A 22,178-nucleotide genomic window follows, 5' to 3' on the forward strand; every position below is an offset into this window, starting at 1 on the left:
GTACCCCTTCCTCTACTTGGGGGCGACGCGCGGCGAGCCGCGCAGGATCAGGGCGCTGCAGGGCAGGACCGGCGTCGTGCCGGACACCGTCTTGATGACGACGCGGAGGTAGCGCTTGCGGCCGCGGTAGCCGATCTCGTACGTGGCGACGTCGTTGGCCGTGGTGATGACCGGGGCCGCGCCGTCGAGGTCGGCGGCCGGGACGGCGGTGAAGTCGCCCGGCGTGGTGGTGTTCGACTCCTGGACCTCGAACGTGAACGACGGCGTCGTGCCGGTCGCGGTGCCGGTGTCGATGAGGACCGAGGCGCGGTGGAAGTTCGCCAGGTCGACGGCGGCCCCGTCGATCGCGGCACTCTGCGCGGCAGGCGCCAGGGACTGAGCGGGTGAGATGTTGGCCTTGAGGTCGCGGCTCATGCCGGACCCCCCTTCTGTCGGTGGTGGAGTGGGACCGGCCGGTCAGACGCCGCACTTGAGGCGGACGAAGGCCTCGGCGAGGACCGGCATGGCGTCGCCCTCCTGGCGGCCGATGAACCCGACCTGGTTCGTCTCGGCGTACAGCTCCACCAGCCGCTGGATCTCGAGGGTCAGGGACTCCGCGATCCAGTAGTAGGAGAAGTCGCCGATCATGCCGGAGTACAGGCCGTCCGTGAACGTGTTCGGCGCCCACTCGCTCGCGATGAAAGGCACGTCGAGGATCTTGTCGGGCTGGTCGGCGGCGAGGCCGGGCTGCCACACGTACACCCCGTCGCCGGTCTTGATCTTCCGGATCTCGCGCAGCCCGTCGCGGTGGAACAGCCACCGCGCCTTGTTCATGTAGGCGGTCTTGAGGGCGTACTTGGCGTTGATGAGGCCGTCGCCGGTGAAGCCGGTCGCCAAGCCGGTCGCGATGTCGCGGCCCACCGGGATGCCGTCCGGCGAGGCGGTGAACAGTCCGAGCGGCTTCTTGTTGCCGTCGCCGGTCATGTACGCCTTCTCCTGCGTCACGCCGAACTTGTAGGCGATCCGGTCGCGGACGATGGTCTCCGCCGAACCGGAGGTGAGGCGCAGCAGCGTGCGGCTGATCTTGACCCGCTTCGCCATGGGGTTCGGGGACAGCTCGCGCCGGCCGAAGCGGAGCGCGTCGTCCTGGCTGCCGGTGCCGATCTCGGTGGTCCACTCGGCGTCGCCGAGGTCGGTGTCCAGGGTCGGCACGCCGAGAGAGGCCGCGGTGGTGAGCTTCTGGACGGTGGCGAGGCCGCGCAGCGGGACCTCGTCGTCCACGGCCTGGATCAGCTGGTTGATCCACTGGACCGGCGGGACGAGGTAGCCGCCCTCGGGGTCGCTGCCCGCGTTCAGGGCGCGGGCCTGGGCGTCGGTGAGGGCGCCACGGCCGCCGAGGATGTACGTGCGCAGGGCGCCCATCGCGGCCTCGTCGCGGCCGGTGCCCTGCCCGCCGCGCTCGAGGTCCTCGTCGGCGGCCTGGCGCTCGTTCTCGCGCAGCCGCTCGGACCGCTCGATCGTGGCGTCGATGCCGTCGCGCTCGTCCATCAGCTTGTCGAAGGAGGCGTTTTCCTCGGCGGTCATGGAGCGGCCGGCCTTGGTGGCCTCGTCCATGATGGCTGCGGCTTCGGCGCCCAGCGTGGTGCGCTTGGCGCGCAGCTCTCGCAGGTTCATCGGGGTTCCTCTCGGGGTGTGGCTGTGCCCCGCGCGGCTGCGCGGCGCGGGGTGGTCAGATTCCGGCGAGGCGCCGGAGGCGGGCGTGGTCGACGGCGGGCGCCTGGCGCTCGTCGTCCTCGATCACGTACTCGCCCTCGTCGGTTCCGCCGGCGGCGGCGAGGAGCTCCTCAAGCGCGGTGGCAGCGTTCTGGACGAGCGTCAAATTCTTCTTGGACAGGACTGCACCGGCCCGGACGAGGTCGCTGGACTGCAGGTCGCCGAGCGCGCGGGCGAGGTCGAGTTCGCGGCCGGCCTCCACGACGGCGTTCGGGTCCATGGGGAGCGGGACGGCGCTCACCTCGAACAGCTCCCACCCGTCCGGGACTCCGTCCTCGCCGACGCCCCAGACGTCGAACCCGATGGAGAACGCGTTGAGGTAGCGGTGGCGGTACTTCCGCTCCACGGTGCGGGCGAACTCGTCCTCCTGGTCGAAGGTGATGTCCATCAACAGGCGGTCGCCGTCGATCCACGTCTTGTCGGACCGGCCGATCGGCAGACCGTCCCGGCCCCAGTAGGAATGGCCGTAGCCGACCACCGGGTTGCCCTCGAACCGGGCGAGGTCGGCGCCGTCCATGGTGAGGTTCAGGCCGTCGCCCTTGCGGCCGGCGGTCGCCGCGATGATCCGCAGCGGCCCGGCCGCCGTGTCGGCGGCGGCGTCGGTGTCGTCGCGCAGCACGTAGCCGCGCAGGTAGCGCCGCGTCATCGGCTCCTCCTGGATTCTCTGGTCATACGGGCACCACCTGGCAGAGGCACCCGGCGTGGACAGGGGGGTGGAAAGTGTTCCGTTTCGCGGTCAACTTCTCGCCGTCCTCGTCGCCGTCGATCTCGTCGCCCTTGGCCACGAACGGATCGCGGATCGCGCGGATCGCGCCGTCCAACTTGGTGCAGTACGGGCAGTGCTGCGAGCCCTGCGCCACCCACTGGACCTGCTTCACCCCGGCCGCGATCCACGTCTCGCGGGCGGCCGCGTTCGGCAGCTGGTTGGCCTGCCACCGGGCGACCTTGTCGGCCTTCTCGTCCTGCCACTTCGCCAGGCGCCCGAGGACGTCGGCCACGATCGCCTCGGGTGTGTCCGCCTTCTCAGCCGCGTTCCGCAACTGGCCGAACGATGACGCGACTTGGTAGGCGGCGTGGGCCAGGGCGTAGGCGCGGGCCCACACCGACAGGTCGACGTCGTCCTCGTGCCCGACGTCCTCGGCCGCGTTCACCGCGACGTCGGCGGCGAACGTGGTGAACAGCGGCACCCAGAGCGCGGTGAGGCGTTCCATGACCGGGCCGTCGTCCGCGTACAGCGCACCGAGCCCGGTCAGGAACCCGGACAGGCCCCGGGCCGCGGACCGGCCGGACTCCGGCTCGAGGTGCTGGCGCACCAGGGCCTTGACCCGCTTCACCTCGAGGGCGAGGACCTCGTTCACGGAGTCCTCGATCAGCGGCCCGTACTGCTCGCCGAGCGAGGCCCGCAGCGCACTGCCACGGCCCCGCAGGATCCGCGCGGTGCGGCCGGCCGCCGACTCGATCGCCGGTACGGCGCTGCGACCGGCAGGCACCATGTTGAGCGGGACGAGGTAGGCGTCCCCGCCGTCCACCGGGTTCAGGTTCTCCCTGTCCCTGACGTCGTTCGCGGACAGCCATCCCCACTGGCGGCCGACCGCGTACGCCTGGTACCGCGTCAGAGTGTCGCCGCGCAGGAGGTTGTCCACCAGGTGCTCGGCGTAGAACTGGCGCCGCTCCTCCGGCAGCAGCAGCTGCGTCAGGATCGCTTGTTCCCAGCGCACGAGCCAGATGTTCAACGCGCTCTGGATGTAGTCGAGTTGTTGCTGTTCGATGTTGGAGAACGTCGCCCGTTCCAGGTCGTTGATCTTGTGGGACGGGATGCGGAGCCACCGGGCGATCTCGGTCACCTGCATGCGCCGCGTCTCAAGGAACTGGGCGTTGTCGTTGGGGATGCCGACCTGCGTCCAGGTCACGCCCTCCTCGAGGATCGCGACGCGGTGCGCGCGGTCGATGCCCCGGTGGATGTTCTCCCAGTCGTCCGCCATGCGCCGGCGCGCCTCGGGCGACAGGTTCGAGGGGTGGGAGAGGGCGCCGCCCGGGGCGCCGCCGTTCGAGAAGAATTTGGCGCCGTAGTGCTCGGTGGCCAGGCCGAGGCCGATGCTGTTCGCGGCGTGTTCCACGATGCTGTAGCCGCGGACGCCGTCGAACCCCAGCCCGGCGATGTGCAGGACCTCGTCGTCCAGGAGCGTCGCCCGGATCCCGTTGACCTCGTCGCGGTACTGGTAGACCCGGCGGAACGCACCGGGCCCGGTCCGGCGGACGTAGATCCGCAGCCGGTCGGGGCGCAGCGGCCAGATCTCCTCGATCATCCCGGTGCGCGGGTTCGTGACGAGCTGGGCGACGCCGTTGCCCCACGTGAGCGCGTGGCCCTGCAGGGTCTCGCGCAGCTGCACCGACGTCATCATCGGGTTGGGCTGGTCGTGCAGCAGCCCGTACAGCGGGTGCGCGTCGGCCCGCCGCTTGCCCCGGGTAGGGAGCCGTTCGTACAGGTGGAGCGGGAGACCGGCGAGGTCCTCGGACAGGACCCGCACCCCGGCAAAGAACGGGGAGTAGGTGAGGGCGGTGTCCTGGTCGACGCGGATGCCGGCGCTGTTCGCCGACCCGCCAGAGAACCACTCCTCCACCCACTTCTCAGGGGTGGCGATCCCCGAGAGCGGGCCCGACGTCGCGCGGGCGACGGAGCGCAGGAATCCCATGTCAGCCGCCTCCCTTCCTGGCCTCGATCAGCTCGGCCGTACGGGCGGCGCGCTCGGCGATCGCGGCGCCGGTGAGGCCGAGGGCCAGGAGCACCGTCCCGGCCACGGCGATGCCGAGCCACGGGGCGAGGAGCCCGAGCCCCACGCCGATGCCCACAACGCCGATCAGGGCGAGGACGTCCCAGCGGTCCACCCGCTACCTCCTGTGCTGTCACAGGGACATGCCCTGCGACTCGTAGACGGACGGTTTGGGCAGGCCGCGCATGCCGCCGTCGATGGCGAACAGCAGCGAGGGCATGCCGTCGATGCGCTTGCCGGTCTTCCCGCGGTCGGGCTTCACCGGGCGGATGCGGTCGGGGTCGTCCCGAGGTGACTTGCACTCGAGGTTGTCGGCCATCCACCGGGCGACCGGGTTGCCGTAGTGGGCGTACTCCCGGGCCTTGAGGCCGCGCATGAACTCCGCCATGGGCGGCGTCATCCTCGAGTACGTGGTGTCCGACTCCACCGTCTTGAGGCGGGTTCGTTTCTCGATCTCCTGCCGGACGGGCTCGCCGCACCACTTGTCGTACGTGATGTCCACGATCCGGTGCAGCTGGTGGTCGGTCTCGATGTCGTCGTAGATCGTGTCGTAGTCGATCGTGTCGCCGTCGGTGAGCGTGATCCACCCGTCCCGCGCCCACTCGCTGAACTGCCCGCCGGTGTGCTCGTCCAGGTGGTCGGCGATGGACTCCGGCGCCCAGAACCGCCAGATGATCGACCCGTCCGGGAACAGCATCGTCCAGGCGGTCAGGTCGAGCTTGGACGACAGGTCGAGACCGGCCCAGCAGCGTTGCCCCTCGAGGCGGCCGGCGATCCACCCCGGGTGCGGGGCGACCTCGCGTGCGTTCATGTCCCAGAGGTCCATGGCGATCCACCGCGTCGTCTGAGACACGCGCTGGTTCAGCCGGAACTGGCGGAACCCGTTCTCCTTGGACAGCTGCGTGCGGGCCTCTTCGGCGTCCTCGCGCAGCGACTGGACCGACAGGAAGTCACCGAGACCCGGGTTCGGCCAGGCCCAGTTCCGTTCGTCCCACGGGTCGATGGACACCGGGAGCTCGGGCCGTGCGGGGAACAGCCGCCACAGCCGTTCGAGTTCATCGACCGTGCGCGGCATCTTCCGCACGAACGCGAAGTGGTGCGGCGCCCTCGCCGGGTCCTCCATGACCCGGTCGGCCTCGTCGATGAACTCCGCGCCGAACGACGCCTGGTCAGACGTCTCGGTCGTGATCGCCAACATGAGCGCCTGAGTGCGCGCACCGGTCGCCGTGGTCATCGCTTTCCACAGCGAGTCGTCCGGCTGCGAGAGGACCTCGTCCAGGATGAAGCAGTGCGGCGAGTGGCCAAGCTCGGCGTCCGCGTCCGAGGGAATGACCTCGTAGTGACTGCCCTTCTCCTCGTCCACCAGGCGGCGCGCGTTCTTGATGTGCGTGAGCCGCGCCGCGAGGACCGGGGACTTCTTCATCATCTTGGTGGCCGGCTCGAACACCTTGCCTGCCTGGCGGGTGTTCTTCGCCGCGCCGTAGATCTCGGCGGACTCCTCGCCGTCGCCGACGAGCATGTAGAGCGCGATCCCGGACAGGAGCGCGGACTTGCCGTTCTTGCGGCCCATGACGACCGTCGCCCGGGTGTACCGGCGTACGTACCGGCCCCACTGGTCGGACCAGATGACCTCGCCGAACAGCGGCCGGATGATCTCGTGTTCCTGCCACGGGGCGAGCACGAACCTCGTGTTCGCCATGGCGCCGGCCGGGTGGACCAGGAGCTCGGCGAAGAACTTCACGACCCGGTCGGCGCGCGGCTCGCAGTAGTGCGCGCCCACGCGGGCGCACGTCTTGCCGTCCAGGGTGTACCCGCAGCGGCCGCCCTTGCGCGACCGCGGCCGCCACCGCTTGTGGTGGTCGATGCGCACCGTACGGCGGCGCTTGGCCGGGGGCCGCACGGACGCCTTGCTCCGGGCCGGGCGGGTCGTGGTGCGGGTGGCCATACGCCCTCCCCACCATCACGACAACAGCCGCTCCGGTCCCGCGCCGGCGCCCTGCGGCTCGATCTTCAGCTGTGCCCGGTCGGACGGCGTCAGGCCGAACCGGGCCCCGTACCGCTGCACCTGGGCGTCGGCGGAGTCGAGCGCCATGAGCCACGGATTTTTGCCCTGCCGGTGCCCGGTCAGGTCACCGTTCTTGTTGAACACCGGGAGCTCCACCACGGCGCCCTCCTCGGCGACGTGCGCGGCCGCGTCCCGCCGGCGGGCGACGGCGTCGCACCAGTTGGCGTACGCCTCCACGTCCCACGGCGTCATCACGCCTTTGGCGACCAGGTCGTCCACCAGGGCGTCCCAGACCTCGAGAGCATCGGCACTCAGCCAGTCTGGGGCGACGATGTCGCCCTGCCCGGGCTGCGGCTCGTCGGTGTTGATCCGGTCCTTGCGGTCGCCGTGCAGCACGCGCAGCGCGGTCGGCTTCCCGGCCGGCCCCGACCTCCCCATGATCATCTCCAATCACGTTGTGTCACGACGGGCGGCCCGGTACGGCGGATCGGCGAACCTGTCAGCGCGAGAGAGGGCTCCCCCCCGCGTTCCGCGGGGCCCCGTGGCAGCGATCCGAGGCCCCCTACCCCGTCACGCTCAGTACTCCGGGCCCTTGCGCGCCCATCCGCCGGGCTGATGCTGCGCCGTCTCGGAGGAGTGGCAGGGGTGGCAGAGGCCGCGGCCCCGGCGGGGGTCGTGCTCGTCCAGGCCCCGGGCCACGAGCTCCTTCTTGGAGAGGGGCCAGTGGTCCGCGTGCACGGCCGGCGCCTGGCGGCACAGCACGCACACGGTGTCCCGGGCCAGCACGCCGGCGCGGAACCTGCTCTCGTGCTCGCGCCCGTACCCCTGCGCGGCCGCCGAGGCACGGGGACGGGGCCGGGCGCAGCGTTGGCACTTCCCCGACCCGGGGACCGGGACGCCGCTGCAGCCGCCCGTCGTGCACCGCCGCGGCGCTCGGGTGGGCATCAGGACTCCGGGATACCGACGAGGCGCAGCGCGCGTGCCCGGGTTGCGAGTTCGGCGCGGGCGACGTCGGCGAGGCGGTAGGTGCGGGTACGTCCGTCGTCGGCGAGGCCGGTGGCGGTGAGGTGTCCGCGGGCGGCCCATTGGCGGATGGTGGCGGGGCGGATGTGGGCGGCGCCGGCGGTGAGGGTCTGGCGGGCGCGGTCGGCGTGTGCGGCAGCCTGGGCGGCAGTGAGGTGGTCGATGTCCACGGGCCTCCCTCGGAACGCAGAAGAGCCCCTGACGGCCGGTCAGGGGCTCTGTAGGCATGCGTGTGGTGCTGGCGCCATTGTGACGCTAGGTGTCGATCTTGTCCAGCGTGATGCTCTCGTCAGTCCCGGCGGCCCATGGACTTGATGCGGCCGAGGCGGGCGTGGACAACGCCAACGGCGGCGACGGCCGCCCGGGTAGCGGTCTGCGCGGCGGCGATCTCGGCGTACAGCGACCGGAGCTCCGTCCCGGTGTCGGCCCCGGGCACCATCACCTCCTGGTCGTGCGAGGCGATCAGGTAGTTCACGTCGCCGAGGAGGTCAGGCAGGCGCTGCATCAGGGTGACGAGGTGTCCGACGACGCGGTAGGCGTGGGCCGGCCTCTCCCACCCCTCCGCGTCCGCCTCGTCGGTGCAGCGCGCGAGGTGGCGCAGGGCGTCGGCGGCGGCGTCGGCGTAGAGCCAGGGCCGGGTATCCATCAGGATGCCGCCGTACGAGGCGCGGTCGGGTTCCGGGGTGCCGGTCATGGCGTCATTCTCCGGCCGTGGAAGTTGTGGTGCGCAGGGTCAACCCGGCGGCCGCGGCCCGTGCGTAAGACAGATCGTCGGTAAGGAACGCTGCGCGTACTCGCGCACGGCGGAGGTAGTCCCGGACGCTCAGTACCTGCGCGTCCAGGGCGAGGGTGCCGTCCATGCACGCGTACTGCCCCGCTGCGTGTTGCTCATACAGGTCTCTGGAAATCTGTTCCAGCTCCTCGATGAGGGCGCGCGCGGCTGCTGCGTGCGCGGCAATCGCGTGGTAGGCGGGTGTCTTGGTGTCGTCCATGTGCTCATCGTCCCGTCTGATGCTGGGTGGTGTGGCGCTTTCGTGCGGATCGGGCCGGGCTGTCCGGCTCCCCTCACCGCCCGTCTCACTCGGGCGGATCGGGCAGTCGTCAGACCTTGTCGACCGTGACGCCAGCGGGTGTGATGGTGATCTGGGCCCCGCTCGCGGACCGCGTGACCGTGACGTTGTTGGCGTTGGCGTTGGGGCTCTGACCTGTACCAACAGCGTCAACAGGGGGGTCGGAAGGGGCGGGGGAGAGGGGTGGTGGGACGTCCTCGCGGTGGACGCCCGGGCCGTTGCCCACGCCCGCGACCCGTACGCCCTCCCGCACGCGGACCCCGGCGTCGGCCAGCAGCGCGCGCACGTGCTTGGTGGTCCACCCGTGCCCCGAGTACTCCTCCAGGAGCTGGGCGGCGAGGCCGGTGAGGAGGACCCCGGTGCCGGTGCCGAGCTCGCGGACGATGTCGGCCATGTCGTCCGCTGTCGGCGCAGGAGCATCCTCCTCGTCAGCCTCTTCCTCCGGCTCGGCGCCAGCCTTGCGCCGGTGTGCGGCGTAGTAGAGGGCGCAGCCGGCCGCTGCTGCGAGGAGGTTGAGCCAGGGGTGGAGGACGAGGGCGCTGGCGGTGACGGCGACGGCCAGGAGGGCGATGATCCAGCGGGCCAGGGCTTCGCGCCACTCCCCCGGCCACAGCCATGCGTGGATCGGGTGCGTGGTCTCTTCGTCGCCGGTCTCGGGCGTCTGCGTGTCGGTGTTGGCCATTACTGGATTCCTCCGGTCCACCAGCCGCCGGCCAGGTTGAGGCCGCTGGCGAGGGGTACGGCCATGACTCCGGCGATGCCTGCGGCCATGCCGAGGAAGATCCCGGCGAGGACTCCGGCGATGTTCTGGATGCGGGGCAGGCGGCGGCCCCAGACGTGGCTGCCGATGACGAGGGCGGTCCACAACGCGAAGACGCAGTAGCCGCCGGGGCTCAGAACGATGGGTGCGGCGCGGGTGACCTCGGGCGAGGTGCCGCCGACGCCCCAGACCAGGTAGGTGTAGCCGAGGCCGTTGCCGCCCCAGAGTCCGAGGCGGGTGATGATGCCGAGGGCGGACCAGCCGGAGCTCGCGAGGACGGCGATCATGCCGTAGCAGAGGGACAGGACGAAGGGGAGCAGCGTCAGGTAGGAGCGGACGGCGCCTTCGCCGTCTCCCTTCTTGCCGCCGCCGCTGCCTTTCTTCCACCAGCGCTGGATGGTGAGGGCGACGATGACCGCGCCGAGGGTGGGGCAGCCGAGGTAGACGATGGGCTGCGTCAGGATCGGGTTGTCCATGAGGTCCTCAGCGAGGGATGGCCGTGATGAGCACGGCGAGCGTGATGATGAACGCGGCAGTCGCGGCGGTCGCGCGGACCGCGTGGGGGGCGACGGCTCGGAGGCCGGCCAGGGCGAGGCAGACGGCGGCGAGGCAGAAGAAACCGAACATCAGGCGGCCTCTCCCTCGCTCTTGCCCTTGCTCTTGAGTGCGTCGCGGATCTTCTGCGCGCGGGGCTGGCCGACGCCGTACGCGGCCTTGAGGCGCCCTACCCCGGGCACCTCGTCGGGGAAGTCGCGGCGGGCCTGCTCGATGAGCGGGTCCGGGTCCGGGACGTCGCGGTCTCCCTCGGGCTCTTCCTCGTCGGGCGCCTCGGGTTGGGGTGCCTCCTTCTCTTCGAGTGGGGCTACCTCGGCGGGTACGGCTACCTGCTGCACCTCGGACGGGGGTACCTGGGCGTGCACGGCAATACGGGTAGGGCTACCTGCGGCGGCGTGGACGAAGGCCCGGGGGCGGACGCTGCGGCGGCAGATGATGGGGAGCAGCCGGGCCTCGGCGGGCACGGCGTGGGGCGGTGCGGGCAGGGCTACCTGCTGCTGCTCGGGTAGGGCTACCTGGGCGGGTAGGGCTACCTGCTGCGTCCCGGGTAGGGCTACCTCGGCTACCCGTTCCAGGGTGACCTGGGGCGGGGTAGGGGCTGTCCAGGGGGACGTGATCGTGATGGTGGAGAGCTCGCGGGCGCTGCGCCGGGCGGCGAGTTCCTGCATGAGCCGCTCGCGCTGCTCGATGTCCAGGGCGGCGCCGGAGCGGGCGACGGCTGCGGCCAGGCGGTGACGTCCCCACGGGCGCAGCTTGGTGCGGGAGGCGAGGCGCACCGCACGGACGATCGCCCGGTCCCGCGTGATCTGCTCCGCAGTACGGTCCCGGGTCGCGAGTCCGAGCCGGGACAGCACGCGCTCGCGGATCTCGCGGCCGATCATCGCGGGCAGCCCGGTGGACAGGGCGCCGGGCCGTACGACGCGGATCTCCAAGCCCATGGCGAGGTGCCAGAGCAGGCCGGCGGCGACGGGGCCGAAAGCGGCGCGGATGAGACCGCCCCAGAAGCCCGACTCGCTGAACGCCGGGACGACCTGCACGCCGGTGATGCACCAGACGAGTACGCCCGGGACCCCGGCGGTGCCCGCGGCCGTCTCGGTGGCGGTCGCGGCCTTCGTGGACCGGGCCATCACGGCGCAGGCGAAGAGCGCGAGCTCCCCGGCCGCGAACATCACGGCGCGTTCGTGCGGGTTGCTCATGCCGAGGTGGTCCTCGGCGAACCGCCAGGAGGTGTCCGCGCTGTACGCGGTGCAGACGGCGGCGCCGAGCCCGGCGACGACCACGGGCGCGGGCGGGAGATCGAAGCGGCGGACAGCGCGGACGAGGAGCCAGAAGGTTCCGACCGCGACGACCAGCACGGTGAAGGCGAGCCCGGCGGCCAGCCAGGGGTGGCCGGCCGCCAGGACGAGGACCTGGTGCAGGGTCACGCTGCTCCCCCGTGGGCCGGGGTGGCGGCGGTGGGGATGCACATGGCCGCGCGGGTGGAGTGCGCGTTGCGGGCGGCCTGGGCGGCGGCGTAGTCGGCGGCGGCCTGGCGGTGGAGCTCGGCAACGCGTTGGGCGGCGGCCCAGCGCGCGGCCGCGGCAACGGCGGCCGGGCCGGCCTTCTTGAGGAGGCGCATCCCGTACTCGGCACGGGTGATCGGCGAGGGCGGGATGGGCGAGTCGACCCGCGGCATGTGGCGCAGCATCAGCCGGAGGGCGGCGGCGGCGCGCGGGGTGCCGAGGCCGTGGGCGTCGCTGGCGGCGCGCCCGGCGTACGCGAGGCGGGTGACCTCGCGCATGGCGAGGGTGGGGTGGATCGTGCGCAGGGCGGTCCCGATGTGGGCGAGGAGTTCGCGGGTCGGGTTGTCCAGGGCGGTGCGGGCCTGGTCGAGCACGGTGTCCATGTCGGGGGCCGAGGTGTACTCGGCGGCGGCGCGGTTACGATCGCGCATGGTCGTCCTCCTGAGAAAGCAGGTGGGATGGCCGGCCCCGGCCGGAGGAGCGAACTCTGGCCGGGGCCGTCTGCAGTGCAGTGCGGGACTGCTTGCAAGGACTGTAGGGGGCCCCTACAGTCTTGGCAAGCAGCACGCCCGAAACCGGAGAGGTGCGGCTGTGAGCGACGAGGAGGTGCGGCAGGTGACGGACGCCCTGGAGGCCGTGGAGCGCATCACGGACACGGAGGCGCGGGTACGCGCCAAGAGCCGGATCATGGCCGACCAAGTCCGAAGGAACAAGGAGTGGTCGGCCGAGCGGTCCACGCTGATCCGGGAACTTTGGGACGAGGGGAACGGGCTCTCGTACCGCGAGATCGCGGCTCGCCTGGACATCAAGCTCAGCACCGTGCAGGACGTGTTCCGCGGATACAAGGGTTCGGGTGTGCACCGACCGCGCGGGATCCAGCCACCTGTCGAGTAACTCCCGCGTACAGCTGCACCCCGCCCCCGTTGCCGGGCGGGGCGCAGCTGTTCTGCAGATGACGGGTCAGGCGGCGGCCAGGCGCTCCCCGGCGGTCGTGGCGTAGGCCGGTGACTGCTCGATGCCGACGAACCGGCGGCCCTCCTGCAGGGCGGCGACGCCGGTGGTGCCGGAACCGGCGAAGGGGTCGAGGACGAGGCCGCCCTCGGGGGCGATGCGGACCAGCTGGCGCATCACGTCGACCGGCTTCTGTGTGATGTGCACGCGCGCCTTCCCGCGGGGCTGCGATCCCTCAAGCCAGCCGGGCAGGTAGATGGTCGGGGCGTGGCGGAGCGGCTCCCCGCGGGTGCCCCAGAGCACGTACTCGCACTCCCGGCGGAAACCATTCGCGACCGGCCGGTTGATGGGCTTGCGCCACGGGATGATGCCGCGCCACGTCCAGCCGCCGGCCTGCAGCGCGTCCGACGTCGCGGGGAGCTGCGCCCAGTCGGTGAAGACCAGCAGCGACCCGCCCGGGCGGGTGAGCCGGTGCGTCTCGCCGAGGACCAGCCCGAGCCAATGGGTGTATCCGCGCTGGTCGCGGCTGTCTCCGTCGAAGTCCGCCAGGGTGTGCTGAGCGTTGCCACTGACGTACTTGTCCCGGGCGCCCTGGGATCGCCGCTCCGCGTTGGTGCGGCCGCCGCTGTTGTACGGCGGGTCGCAGATCACCGCGTCCACCAGTTCACCCAGCGTGGGCAGAAGAGTAAGGGCGTCGCCTCGGTGCAGGGTCCAATCGGTCATGAGCGTCTCCTGGGTTGGGCCGCCTGGATGGCGACCGCAAAATGATCATGACCGAATGCATGTTCTATTTCCAGCCATTCTTCATGCCGCACGCTGCTGAGCAGCGACGATTCGGAGCGCCACGGCCGCGAGGGCGGGCATGACCTCGGCGCGGTGGGCGGCGTAGGCGTCGGGGGTGAGCCGGTGGCCGCACGCCTCGCACCGGATGTGCAGCTGGTCCTCGTGCTCGACCAAAGCGAATGCGCTGCAGCCGGGGCAGGGGGCGTCCTTCGGGGTCCGGCGCGGCCGGGTGTGCGTGACCCGCTCGATCCGGGCGACGAGGTCGGCGACCTGGTGGTAAAACTCCTCCGCCCACGGCCGCGTCACCGCGTACGGGACGTACGCCTGCAGGAACGCCGACCAGGCCGCGGTGCCGGTGCCGGTGCCGGTGCGCGGCTGCGCGTCGGTGCACCGGTCGATCCGCATGGTGCCGTGCCCGTCGATCCAGACGGCCGGGACGTCGGCCGCGAGGTACCGGGCCCACCCCTTGAGCAGCGGGCCGATGGGGATGCCGCCGGTCTGGTCGCCGTGCGGGTCCTCAATCGGCACGGGGTGTCCGGGGCCGAGGAGATCGAGGGCCCGGACGTCGACCGGGAGAGGCGAGTGCGCACGGCCGGACCCGCCGCGCTGCGCCGGGCCGGTGTCGGGGCGCAGCGCGGCGCGCAGCAGCGGGAGGTCCGTGACGATCTGACGGAGGCGGGCGCGCAGCCCGTGTGCACACCCGTCGCACAGGTAGGCGTCGGCGGGGGCGGTGGTGTGGCAGATGGTGCAGGTGGACATCGGCGCTCCGTGCGGTCGGTCAGGTGGTGCGGCGGGCAGTGAGGGGCGTGGGTGGCGGCGGCCGCCGTGGGCGGGCGGAGTGCCCGGGACAGAAGTGCTGGTCCCCGTGGTGCTCCCATCCCGCCCGGGCGGGGTGGCGGCGGACGCCGGGGAGCTCGGCGTCCAGGAGGCGGCGCAGCGCGGCGATGGTCACGGCTGCGGTCTCGGCTGCGGCCGGTCGGCCCGGTTGCCGAGTTGCCATCCGTCCAGCGCCTCGAGGAGTTCTTGAACGTGGGCGGCGGCGTTGGGGTCTGGGCCGGGCAGGAGCGGCCGGGTGCTCCCGTACGTACCGTCCGGGAATTCCTCGCGCGCCGCCTGGACCCGGCCGAGGATCTCGGCGTCCTCGGAGATCACGGGCGCCCCTGCCACGGGGCCGGCCGCACCCCGGACCGCGGCCGCGGCCCCGTACCGCTGCTGCGCCTCGGCGGCGGAGCCGGGCACGTCGCGTGGTGGGGCATTGCCTGCCACTCGCCGGGGCGGAGCTCGGGCCGGGCCGCGGTGATCGACCGGACGTACAACACGCCGTCCGGGCCCTGCATCACCCCGAGGTTCCCCGCGTCGGTCGGCTCGGCGTCGATCGGCTGTCGGCGGCCGTTCGCGGTCGTCAGGGCCCAGCAGATGCGCGCACCGCACCTGCGGCACGTGGCGAGGTGGCGGGACGAGGGCTTCATGCGGGATTCCCTTCGGGGTGATCGGCGGTGAGGAGTGCCCAGACGCGTGTCCGGCCGTACAGCCGGAGAGCGGCGGCGTGGCCGTGCTCGGCGAGGACCTGGCGGACTGCGTCCGGCGACGCGTCCAGGTCGGCCGGGGTCGGCTCGGGGTCGGGCGCCGGCGGCGGGGGCCAGGGCACCCACGCGGACGGCTCCCGTACGGGCGGTCGCGGCTCCGGCTGCTGCGCTCGGGCGGGCGGCGGCTCCTCGAGGGCGGGTTCGTCGCCGTGCCCGGGGTCGTAGCAGCCGGGGCACGGCGCGCCGGTCGTCCAGGTGAACCCGGACTCGCAGCTCGGGAGGTAGCAGCCGTGGCGGACCAGGGCGGCGCCGAGGATCCACCGGCCGATGTCCCGGGGCTCGGCGGTCGTGGCGTAGCGCAGACGCAGCCGGTCGGTCAGGCGTTCCTCGCCGGTCCCGGCGCACAGCTGGCGGCCGACCTCCTGCCCGATGCGGCGCAGCACGTACGCGCTGATATCCGGCAGGTGGTGGCGTACGGGTTCAAGAACGCGCCACACCCGGGGCGACAGCTGGAGCTCCGGCCCGCGGTACGTGCCACCGCTGGTGTTGCTGCGCTTTTCGTCGTGACCCGCGCCGTGGAACGTCGGCCCGGCCGGGCGGTTTTCCACAGGGGCCCGGTAACTAACCGTCACTCGCCTACGGCGGATCCCACTACCACCCGCGCTCTTCAAGGGTCGGTCAGTCCTGGTGTCTTCCTCAGACGCGAGGGACCCGTCAGCTGTGCGGGGAGCCGATCCGTCATGTATGTCAGGGGTCGCGGTGGGCGCCGCGGTGGCGGCCGTGGGCTCCACGGCCACCTCGTCGGCGACGTCGGTGACGTCGTCCAGGACGGGGCGCAGCGGGCGCAAGTGGGCCTCGTAGGCGTGGCGGCCGCGCGGTCCCTGGCGGCGGTGGACGGTGATCCACCCGGCCGTCTCCAGGTCGTCCAGCAGTCGCATCACCTGGCGGGCGCCGAGGGGCTCACCGGCGGACTCGCCGTACTGGTGGCGGACGAGGTCCTGCAGGTCGGAGAGCGCGAGGGGGATGCGGCGGACCTGGGCATAGGTGATGCCGGCGTACAGGCGCAGCTGGCGGGGCGTCATCGACGTCGCGGCCCGGGCGGGCAGCCAGACGAACAGTTCGTCGTCGTCCATGGGGCGGACCCAGCGTTGGGCGGACTCGCCGTCGCCGTCGCGGGACGTGATGCGGCGGGTGAGGACCTCGGCGACGCCATCGGTGCCGGCCGTCGTGAGCTGCGTCAGGGCGCGTTCCACGGCGGATTTCGACAGGCCGAGGTACTCGGCGATGACGGCGACTTTCGCGCGGCAGAGTTCGGGCCGCATCGCGAGTGCTGCGATCTTGATGTAGACGCTCAGGGCGGCATCACCGTACTGAGCGCCTACAACCAGGCGCAGGGGGACGCGGATACGCAGACCGCCGCCCGTGCGCGGCCGTGCGGCCGGGGCCGCGCGGGGCGGCTCCGGGCACGGCGCGGCCGCAGCGGGTGCTGCGTGCGCAAGGGCGGCGGTCAACAGGTGCTCCAGGAGAAGGTGTTGGTCAGGCGGAGGCGAGGTGCTCGCGCTCAGCGCGTTCGGCGATGCGGCGTGCCCGGTGGCGGGCGAGCGCACCGGCGGGGATGTGGGGCTGCAGGTCGGCGTCCTCGTAGGCGCGAGAGCCCGTACGGGAGGCCCACCCGCGCTGCGTGAGGATGTTCAGCGCCACCGCGACCTGCCCAGGGGTGAGGCCAGTCGCGGTCACCAGCCCGGCCAGGCGCGGCTGGTGGCTCATCTCCCCCGTGCGGAAGTGCGCGTACGACGCGAGGGCCAGGGCGACGAGGCGACAGTGCGGCGTCAGGGCCGACTCGCGGACCGCCCGGGTGTGGACGGGCCGGAATTCCTCCCGGCCGACCAGGACCCCGGGGGCCAGGTGCCGGGTGATCAGGTCCGCGCTGGCGCGCCGGTCGGCGGTGCGGGCGGCGAGGTCCGTGGGAGTGGGAACCGTCATGGTGCGTCCTCGGGTTCAGGGTCGGGCTGGTCGGTGGTGAGTTGGGACAGGTAGCTCCCGGCGGGCCAGCCGGGGCCCGGCGGGGGCTCCGGCCGACCCGCCCACGCGGACGGGGTGTGACGCGAGCACTTCCACCCGGTCACGTACCGGACAGCGGGCGCGAGGCCGTGAGGGAGACCGACGTCGTTGCACGGCGGCGGCCTGCGGCGGCGGCGCGGAGTCACGGGGCGGCCGCGGGGACGTTGCCGCACCGGGTGCACACGAGGCCGGCCGCCGTCGTACGGTGCCGCCTCTCGATGTAGCCGCACTGCGGGGTGACGCAGATGGCCCAGACCGTGGACGCCGCGACGAACGCGGCCTCGCGCTCCGTACGCCAGGCCCGGGCGCGCTGCACGAGCCGCGAGAGCCCGTGGCCGATGGCGAGCGCCGCGAGCGAGGCGAGGACGAACAGGCACAGCAGCCCCGTCACGAACACCGAGGCGAGAGCGATCACGAACCACTCGGGCACGTCAGTACCGCCCGTCCCAGTAATCGACCTCGGCGCGGTCTTCGGCGTCGCGGTCTTCCTGCTCTTCGCACTGCGGGCACCCGCAGTACGTCCAGCTGCCGTCGATGAATTCGGCGGCGCACTCGTCGTCGTCCTCGGGCGCCGCGGCGGCGGCCGCCCGCTCCTCGGCGGCGTGCCGCTCCTCGTCGGCCGCGTCCAGGAGGAGCACGGCAGTGCGCTCCTCCTCGGCGGTCGGCGGGTCGTAGTCGGCGTATTCGGCGTGGTCTTCGTAGGTCACTGGGGCCCCCGGTGGTGGGTGAGGTAGCGGTCCGCGATCCAGCCGACCGCGAGCGCGGCGGCCGGGACCAGGCCGAAAAGGAAGAGGACGATCAGCACGCCGGTCACTGCTCGGCGTCCGGGTCGTACGCCGCGGCGACCGTCAGCGGCACCACGGTGTAGGCGGTCGTCCGCTCGTGGCCAGCGTCGATCTGGAAAACGAGTTCGGACGGGTCGCCGGGGTCGTCCGGGTCCTCTTCGCCGATCCAGTCGAAGGTGAGCGCGACGTCCGCGGAGTACTGATTGCTCAGCTCGTCCTCGCAGTGCTGGCGGGCGGCGGCCTCGGTGAAGTACAGGCCGAGGCCGAGCGCTCCTCGCTGAGCCCGGTAGACGCGCCCGCTCGCAGAGTCGGGGAGCGCCACGGCGTCCAGGCCGGCCGTGTGCGCGATCGTGTCCGCCCACGCAGCCACAGCGCGCTCGGGCGCCTCGGCTGCCACGGCCTCACCGAGTTCGTTGAGGCCGTTCAGCACATCGTCGGTGGTGGCGTCGTCGCAGAGCGCCCGGGCCAGGGCAACGAGCACGGCGGTACGGATCGCGCGGACGGACGGAGTGGGCGCAGCACCGGCCAGGGCCGGGGTGTCTCCCTCCGTACCGAGGGCGTCGGCGATGCGCGCGGCGAGACCGTCGACGCTGCCGGACCAGGAGTCGACCGACTGGACGTCGAGCTGGGTGTACGAGTGCTCGATCCGAACCCGGGTTGAGGGCCACCGGGCGCCGGGGACCAGGGCGAGGAGCGCGCGGGTGATTGCCTCTTGCATCAGTGGGTCCCCTTCGTGGCGGGTGAGGTGGTGTCGAGCCGGGCGAGGCTGGAGAGGGCGGCGACCCACGTGGCGATCTCGCCCTCGGGGGCATCGGCGATCACGGCCTCGCCGAGTTCGTCCAGGCCGTCGAGCAGCCGGGCGGCGGTCGGCTGCTCGCGGAGCGCCAGGGCCAGGCCGACGAAGACGGCCGTACGGAGCGCGCGGTCCGGAGTGACCGCGGCCTCGGCCGAGGCCGCGGTGGTCTTCTCCGTCCGCTGGCCGGGCTGCAGGAGCCCCAGGGACATGGCGATGGCGACGGCCTGGGCGGAGGTGACCGCGCCGAGCGCTCGGTATGCCCTGCGGCGGTGCGTCGCCACAGTCGACGCCGTCACGACGAGGCGGCGGGCGGTCTCATCGGTGGGCTCGGCGGTCGCGAGGCCGATCAGGACCTCCACCTGCTGGGCGCTCAATCTCACGGCGTCGCGGGGAGCCGAGGCCTTGGCCCGAGCGTCCACGGCGGCCTGCACGAGGACAGCAACGTCAGCCGTCGTGATCTGCAGATCCCGTTCCTCGGCAACAGCCAGGAAATCGGCGCGGAGCGTCTCCTGCAGCTGCTGCATCACGCGGTCACCTGCGCCGCGTCGTCGGCCGTCTCGGGCACGATCGCGATGGCGCGCACCTGGGCGCCGTCGAGGATGACCTCGGTGGTGTACGTGGCCGAGGGCGCGCGACGCGGTTGCGTCCGGAGGACCTCGGTGTCGTACGTGCTGGCGATGGCGAGCACGGAGGCGACCTCGGCGTAGTGGAGCGTCGCCCGGTACTGCGACGGGTCCGAGAACGTCGCGGTCACGTCGGCGCAGAACGGCGCGGCCGCCACCGTCGCGGAGACGGCCAGCATGGCGGCGGTCGCCGCCCGATGGGACGTACGCCAGGAAGGCGCGGCGGCGTCCTGGCCGCGCTCGGTAAGCTGTGTGGTCACGGTGACCCTCTCTGGTGAGGTGATCCGGTAGGGGGCCGCGGACCGGGCATGGTTCCCGGCCCCGTTTGTGTTTCAGCTGGCCTCAAGCAGGTGAACCAGCGAGGCGGTGATGACGCGGCGGCGGCCGCCGAAAGGCAGGGTCCGCACGGGCGCCTCATCGCGGTTCACCAGGTCGTAGAGGTAGGACTTGCTCACGCCCAGCGCATAGGCGGCGTCGGCTACCGCGACGGTGGCCGGCCACGCCCTGATTTCGGCGAGCGTCGGAGGAGCTTTCTTCGCCGCGCTCATTCCGCGCTCGCCGAAACGGGCGGCATGAGATCGCCGATCCTGCAGCCGAACGCCTCAGCAAGTCGGGCCAGCACAGGAGCGGAGGCGCCGGCAGTACCGCGCTCGATACCGGAGATGTGGCTCTTGCTCAGCCCGACCTTCAGAGCCAAACCCTCCTGGGTCAGCCCGGCCTCGATCCGGCGGCGTCGGAGCTGTGCGGGGTCCTGGTAATGGGCTCTCATGGCAGGGACAGTAGCCAAAGGTTCAAGAAAGTACAAGAAAGAATGAGCCGGACTTTGACCTGAACCAATGTCGTCTACCGCCAAGAGCGCTGGTGTCCTAAAGTTCGCAGAAGTTTGATCGACTCCACTCCCGAGAGGACCGTCCGTGGTGAGCGCGCCCCCACCCGCACCACCGCCCGAGGCGGAGCTCATCCGAGTAGCCCGGCTGGCCCGAGGACTCAGCCCCGAGACAGCTGCGGAGCGGACGCCCGTACGACTCGGGGGTGGTCGGTGGCGCCACATCGAGCAGGGATACACCCGGCGCGTGCCGTTCACGCCGACCGTGGCGCCGGCGAAAACGCTTGCCCACATGGCTCACGTGGTGGGTGTCCATCCCGAACAACTGGATACCGCAGGCCGGGGAGACGCCGCGGAAATTCTCCGGGAGATCAAGCGCCAGGAAGACGCTCAGCAGCCAGGTCCGGGCGCGGCTGATCCGCGCGTCCAGATGGCCGTGGACATCCTGATGGACCTACCGCCGCGGGTCCGGGCCGAAGCGCTGCGTCGGCTGGGACCGGAAGTCCGAAAGCAGATCACCGAGGGCGAATGATCGCTCCTAGGGCCCCCATGTTCGTGACCCACGCGTCACGTTCATGGGGGTCTCGGCATAGCAGGAGACAACAGAGGGGACGTCATGCCAGAGATCAAGAAGGTGACGGCGCGAGGGAAGACGCGCTATCGGTTCGTCGTGGACATCGGGATTGACCCGGCCACCGGGAAGCGTCGTCAGCTAACGGTCACGAAAGACACATCGACCGAGGCCAAGAACGAGTTGGCGCGCATCCAGCACCAGCACGCGACCGGGACGTTCGTGGCGCCTTCAAAGATGACGGTGGAGCAGCTGGTGGACATCTGGCTCAAGCTGGTGACACCTGACGTGGAGGTGAAAACTGCACGGTCGTACGTGGACGCGATGGCGTACGTGAAGACCCGCCTCGGCGCCAAGCTGGTACAGCAGCTCACCGAGGAAGACGTGACCGAGATGGTTACCTGGATGCTCACCAGTGCCCGCCGGATCGGGGGAAAGCCGGGTACCGGACTCAGCGTTCGGACGGTGGACCTGACCCTCGGCCGTCTGCGAGCGGTGCTCATTCTCGGCATGCGGCGCAGCATCGTCACGCGGAACGTCGCGGAGTACGTCACCGTGCCGAAGGCGGCCCGGAAAGCAGCAAGGGCAAAGAAGCGCGAACGAGTCCCGTGGGATGAGACCGAGGTGCGCCAGTTCCTCGCGGGTATCCGGGGCGTCCGGGAGTACGGCGGGTGGATGCTGACGTTCATCGCAGAGAGGCCAGCCGAGGTGTGTGGGGCTCGCTGGGTGAAGGACATCGACCTGGATAAGGGCACCACCTCCATCGGTAACACCCGGACCCTGGCCTACGATCCGTCCCTTCCTCGCGGGGAACGCTCCGTGGTGGTGGAGAAGGACACCAAGTCTCTGGCCGGGGAGCGCGCGCTGCCGCTGCCGCTGCCGACGTGGCACGGGTTGAAGGCGTTCCGCAAGATCCAGGTGGCGGAGCGGCTCGCGGCCGGAGACGCGTACGAGGGGACCGGGTACGTGATGGTCGACAAGCTCGGGCGGCCATGGAAGACGGACAAGCTGCGGCGCGAGGCGTACAAGTTGATGGACGCGACCGGGGTACGGCGGGTGACGCTCTACATGGCTCGGCACGCGGTGCTGTCGTGGATGGCGAACAACGGCGTCCCTGACACCGTGGTGTCGGCGTGGGCCGGCCACACGGACCTGTCGTTCACCAAGAGGGTCTACGTGCACCCTGACCCCCAGTCACTCCGGGCCGGGTCGGAGAAGCTTACCGAGCTGCTCGGCTGACCAAGATCAACTTGGAGTGTGAGAAAACGTGAGACGACAGCAGGAAGGCCCCGATCCTCCGGGGAGGAATCGGGGCCTTGACCTGGCGTTTCTTGTGCACTCGGCAGGATTCGAACCTGCAACCTTCTGATCCGTAGTCAGATGCTCTATCCGTTAAGCTACGAGTGCTTGGCGTTCCGGTTTTTTTCTTCCCGGTCGGCGTTGCGAGAACAACATTACATGAACCGCGCCGGGACGCGAAATCCATTGCCCTCACCCCCTCTGACCTGCGAAAACACCCTCAGAGGGTGAATCTCGACCGCGCCGGGGCCCGCTGCCGCCCCCACCCTTCCGGCGCTTCGGTACGCGGAAACCGTCCGAACGGGCCCCCGCGACGGGGGACCGGCGCATCCCGGACCCGGCCGGGCACCATCACGACCGGGAACGACCGGGAACGACCGGGAACGACCGGAGCCGTGGCCCGGCACACGGCGACCCGGACCGGGCACGGCCACGATCCGCACCGCCCCGCCCGAGCCGGCCCGCACCGGAACCGCCCGCCCCGGGAACGGCCGAAGCCCCGTGCCAGGGGCACGGGGC

The 22,178-nt window shown here is 71.6% G+C and carries 31 protein-coding genes and 1 tRNA gene; 3 read left to right on the forward strand and 29 right to left on the reverse strand.

Translation table 11 applies throughout. The features are described 5' to 3' along the window. Window positions 1–12: 12 nt before the first annotated feature. From ACFWEP_RS07000 to ACFWEP_RS07075, 16 genes are all read right to left on the reverse strand, one after another. Window positions 13–414 (reverse strand): hypothetical protein, encoded by a 402-nt coding sequence (locus tag ACFWEP_RS07000; protein ID WP_387366785.1) that lies wholly within the window; start codon window positions 412–414, stop codon window positions 13–15. Window positions 415–456: 42 nt separating this feature from the next. Continuing rightward, a complete protein-coding gene (locus ACFWEP_RS07005) occupies window positions 457–1,653 on the reverse strand; it encodes a phage major capsid protein (protein ID WP_387366788.1) in 1,197 nt (398 codons plus the stop codon). A 55-nt stretch (window positions 1,654–1,708) separates the two neighbouring features. Then, complete coding sequence (locus ACFWEP_RS07010; protein WP_387366791.1) at window positions 1,709–2,398, reverse strand: hypothetical protein; 690 nt, start codon at window positions 2,396–2,398, stop codon at window positions 1,709–1,711. Window positions 2,399–2,420: 22 nt separating this feature from the next. Next, window positions 2,421–4,445, reverse strand: a complete 2,025-nt coding sequence (locus ACFWEP_RS07015) for a phage portal protein (protein ID WP_387366793.1) — start codon at window positions 4,443–4,445, stop codon at window positions 2,421–2,423. 1 nt (window position 4,446) lies between these two features. Beyond that, the gene (locus tag ACFWEP_RS07020; protein WP_387366796.1) at window positions 4,447–4,638 is read right to left on the reverse strand and encodes a hypothetical protein; all 192 of its coding nucleotides are present in this window, start codon (window positions 4,636–4,638) and stop codon (window positions 4,447–4,449) included. 18 nt (window positions 4,639–4,656) lie between these two features. After that, complete coding sequence (locus ACFWEP_RS07025; protein ID WP_387366799.1) at window positions 4,657–6,468, reverse strand: terminase large subunit; 1,812 nt, start codon at window positions 6,466–6,468, stop codon at window positions 4,657–4,659. A gap of 15 nt (window positions 6,469–6,483) precedes the next feature. Next, window positions 6,484–6,966, reverse strand: a complete 483-nt coding sequence (locus ACFWEP_RS07030) for a phage terminase small subunit P27 family (protein WP_387366802.1) — start codon at window positions 6,964–6,966, stop codon at window positions 6,484–6,486. A 138-nt stretch (window positions 6,967–7,104) separates the two neighbouring features. Then, a complete protein-coding gene (locus tag ACFWEP_RS07035; RefSeq protein WP_387366805.1) occupies window positions 7,105–7,314 on the reverse strand; it encodes a hypothetical protein in 210 nt (69 codons plus the stop codon). Between the two features lie 158 nt (window positions 7,315–7,472). Continuing rightward, window positions 7,473–7,721 (reverse strand): MerR family transcriptional regulator, encoded by a 249-nt coding sequence (locus ACFWEP_RS07040; RefSeq protein ID WP_387366807.1) that lies wholly within the window; start codon window positions 7,719–7,721, stop codon window positions 7,473–7,475. A gap of 119 nt (window positions 7,722–7,840) precedes the next feature. Beyond that, the gene (locus tag ACFWEP_RS07045; protein WP_387366810.1) at window positions 7,841–8,245 is read right to left on the reverse strand and encodes a hypothetical protein; all 405 of its coding nucleotides are present in this window, start codon (window positions 8,243–8,245) and stop codon (window positions 7,841–7,843) included. A 4-nt stretch (window positions 8,246–8,249) separates the two neighbouring features. Further along, window positions 8,250–8,543 carry a hypothetical protein gene (locus ACFWEP_RS07050; RefSeq protein WP_387366813.1) on the reverse strand — a complete coding sequence of 98 codons (294 nt, stop codon included), beginning with the start codon at window positions 8,541–8,543 and terminating at the stop codon, window positions 8,250–8,252. Window positions 8,544–8,652: 109 nt separating this feature from the next. Then, complete coding sequence (locus ACFWEP_RS07055; RefSeq protein WP_387366816.1) at window positions 8,653–9,303, reverse strand: hypothetical protein; 651 nt, start codon at window positions 9,301–9,303, stop codon at window positions 8,653–8,655. Next, window positions 9,303–9,857 carry a hypothetical protein gene (locus ACFWEP_RS07060; RefSeq protein ID WP_387366819.1) on the reverse strand — a complete coding sequence of 185 codons (555 nt, stop codon included), beginning with the start codon at window positions 9,855–9,857 and terminating at the stop codon, window positions 9,303–9,305. The genes ACFWEP_RS07055 and ACFWEP_RS07060 overlap by 1 nt, the downstream gene beginning before the upstream one ends. 7 nt (window positions 9,858–9,864) lie before the next feature. After that, window positions 9,865–10,008, reverse strand: coding sequence for a hypothetical protein (locus ACFWEP_RS07065; protein WP_387366821.1), 144 nt, complete (start codon window positions 10,006–10,008; stop codon window positions 9,865–9,867). After that, complete coding sequence (locus tag ACFWEP_RS07070) at window positions 10,008–11,360, reverse strand: hypothetical protein (protein ID WP_387366824.1); 1,353 nt, start codon at window positions 11,358–11,360, stop codon at window positions 10,008–10,010. The genes ACFWEP_RS07065 and ACFWEP_RS07070 overlap by 1 nt, the downstream gene beginning before the upstream one ends. Next, entirely contained in the window at window positions 11,357–11,869 is a 513-nt protein-coding gene (locus ACFWEP_RS07075) for a hypothetical protein (RefSeq protein ID WP_387366827.1), read from the reverse strand. The genes ACFWEP_RS07070 and ACFWEP_RS07075 overlap by 4 nt, the downstream gene beginning before the upstream one ends. A gap of 160 nt (window positions 11,870–12,029) precedes the next feature. Between ACFWEP_RS07075 and ACFWEP_RS07080 the strand changes: the two genes are divergently transcribed. After that, entirely contained in the window at window positions 12,030–12,332 is a 303-nt protein-coding gene (locus ACFWEP_RS07080) for a helix-turn-helix domain-containing protein (RefSeq protein ID WP_387366830.1), read from the forward strand. A 66-nt stretch (window positions 12,333–12,398) separates the two neighbouring features. On the opposite strand, the gene ACFWEP_RS07085 is transcribed toward ACFWEP_RS07080, so the two are convergent. The 12 genes from ACFWEP_RS07085 to ACFWEP_RS07140 all read right to left on the reverse strand — a co-directional run bounded on the left by ACFWEP_RS07085 (window position 12,399) and on the right by ACFWEP_RS07140 (window position 19,732). Next, complete coding sequence (locus ACFWEP_RS07085; RefSeq protein WP_387366833.1) at window positions 12,399–13,112, reverse strand: DNA-methyltransferase; 714 nt, start codon at window positions 13,110–13,112, stop codon at window positions 12,399–12,401. A gap of 81 nt (window positions 13,113–13,193) precedes the next feature. Beyond that, window positions 13,194–13,931, reverse strand: coding sequence for a hypothetical protein (locus tag ACFWEP_RS07090; RefSeq protein WP_387366836.1), 738 nt, complete (start codon window positions 13,929–13,931; stop codon window positions 13,194–13,196). 189 nt (window positions 13,932–14,120) lie between these two features. Further along, the gene (locus ACFWEP_RS07095) at window positions 14,121–14,438 is read right to left on the reverse strand and encodes a hypothetical protein (protein WP_387366839.1); all 318 of its coding nucleotides are present in this window, start codon (window positions 14,436–14,438) and stop codon (window positions 14,121–14,123) included. A gap of 199 nt (window positions 14,439–14,637) precedes the next feature. Further along, on the reverse strand, window positions 14,638–16,209 hold the full coding sequence (locus tag ACFWEP_RS07100) for a hypothetical protein (RefSeq protein ID WP_387366842.1): 1,572 nt from the start codon (window positions 16,207–16,209) through the stop codon (window positions 14,638–14,640). A 25-nt stretch (window positions 16,210–16,234) separates the two neighbouring features. Further along, window positions 16,235–16,681: a hypothetical protein gene (locus ACFWEP_RS07105; protein WP_387366845.1), complete on the reverse strand. Its 447-nt coding sequence runs from the start codon at window positions 16,679–16,681 to the stop codon at window positions 16,235–16,237. A 220-nt stretch (window positions 16,682–16,901) separates the two neighbouring features. Further along, on the reverse strand, window positions 16,902–17,189 hold the full coding sequence (locus ACFWEP_RS07110) for a hypothetical protein (RefSeq protein ID WP_387366848.1): 288 nt from the start codon (window positions 17,187–17,189) through the stop codon (window positions 16,902–16,904). 1 nt (window position 17,190) lies between these two features. After that, window positions 17,191–17,466, reverse strand: coding sequence for a hypothetical protein (locus tag ACFWEP_RS07115; RefSeq protein WP_387366851.1), 276 nt, complete (start codon window positions 17,464–17,466; stop codon window positions 17,191–17,193). 103 nt (window positions 17,467–17,569) lie between these two features. Continuing rightward, complete coding sequence (locus tag ACFWEP_RS07120) at window positions 17,570–18,262, reverse strand: hypothetical protein (protein WP_387366854.1); 693 nt, start codon at window positions 18,260–18,262, stop codon at window positions 17,570–17,572. Beyond that, window positions 18,262–18,864: a response regulator transcription factor gene (locus ACFWEP_RS07125; RefSeq protein ID WP_387366857.1), complete on the reverse strand. Its 603-nt coding sequence runs from the start codon at window positions 18,862–18,864 to the stop codon at window positions 18,262–18,264. The genes ACFWEP_RS07120 and ACFWEP_RS07125 overlap by 1 nt, the downstream gene beginning before the upstream one ends. Continuing rightward, on the reverse strand, window positions 18,864–19,223 hold the full coding sequence (locus ACFWEP_RS07130) for a hypothetical protein (RefSeq protein ID WP_387366860.1): 360 nt from the start codon (window positions 19,221–19,223) through the stop codon (window positions 18,864–18,866). The genes ACFWEP_RS07125 and ACFWEP_RS07130 overlap by 1 nt, the downstream gene beginning before the upstream one ends. 72 nt (window positions 19,224–19,295) lie before the next feature. Then, window positions 19,296–19,511 carry a DNA-binding protein gene (locus tag ACFWEP_RS07135; protein WP_387366863.1) on the reverse strand — a complete coding sequence of 72 codons (216 nt, stop codon included), beginning with the start codon at window positions 19,509–19,511 and terminating at the stop codon, window positions 19,296–19,298. Next, a complete protein-coding gene (locus ACFWEP_RS07140; protein ID WP_387366866.1) occupies window positions 19,508–19,732 on the reverse strand; it encodes a helix-turn-helix domain-containing protein in 225 nt (74 codons plus the stop codon). The genes ACFWEP_RS07135 and ACFWEP_RS07140 overlap by 4 nt, the downstream gene beginning before the upstream one ends. A 304-nt stretch (window positions 19,733–20,036) precedes the next feature. Between ACFWEP_RS07140 and ACFWEP_RS07145 the strand changes: the two genes are divergently transcribed. Both ACFWEP_RS07145 and xerC read left to right on the forward strand, forming a co-directional pair. Further along, complete coding sequence (locus tag ACFWEP_RS07145; RefSeq protein WP_387366869.1) at window positions 20,037–20,321, forward strand: hypothetical protein; 285 nt, start codon at window positions 20,037–20,039, stop codon at window positions 20,319–20,321. Window positions 20,322–20,405: 84 nt separating this feature from the next. Further along, entirely contained in the window at window positions 20,406–21,599 is a 1,194-nt protein-coding gene (xerC, locus tag ACFWEP_RS07150; protein WP_387366872.1) for a tyrosine recombinase XerC, read from the forward strand. Window positions 21,600–21,694: 95 nt separating this feature from the next. On the opposite strand, the gene ACFWEP_RS07155 is transcribed toward xerC, so the two are convergent. After that, a tRNA-Arg gene (locus ACFWEP_RS07155) sits at window positions 21,695–21,767 on the reverse strand. Window positions 21,768–22,178: the final 411 nt, after the last annotated feature.

Source organism: Streptomyces sp. NPDC060198 (assembly GCF_042728415.1).
In the GTDB taxonomy this organism is placed as follows: domain Bacteria; phylum Actinomycetota; class Actinomycetes; order Streptomycetales; family Streptomycetaceae; genus Streptomyces.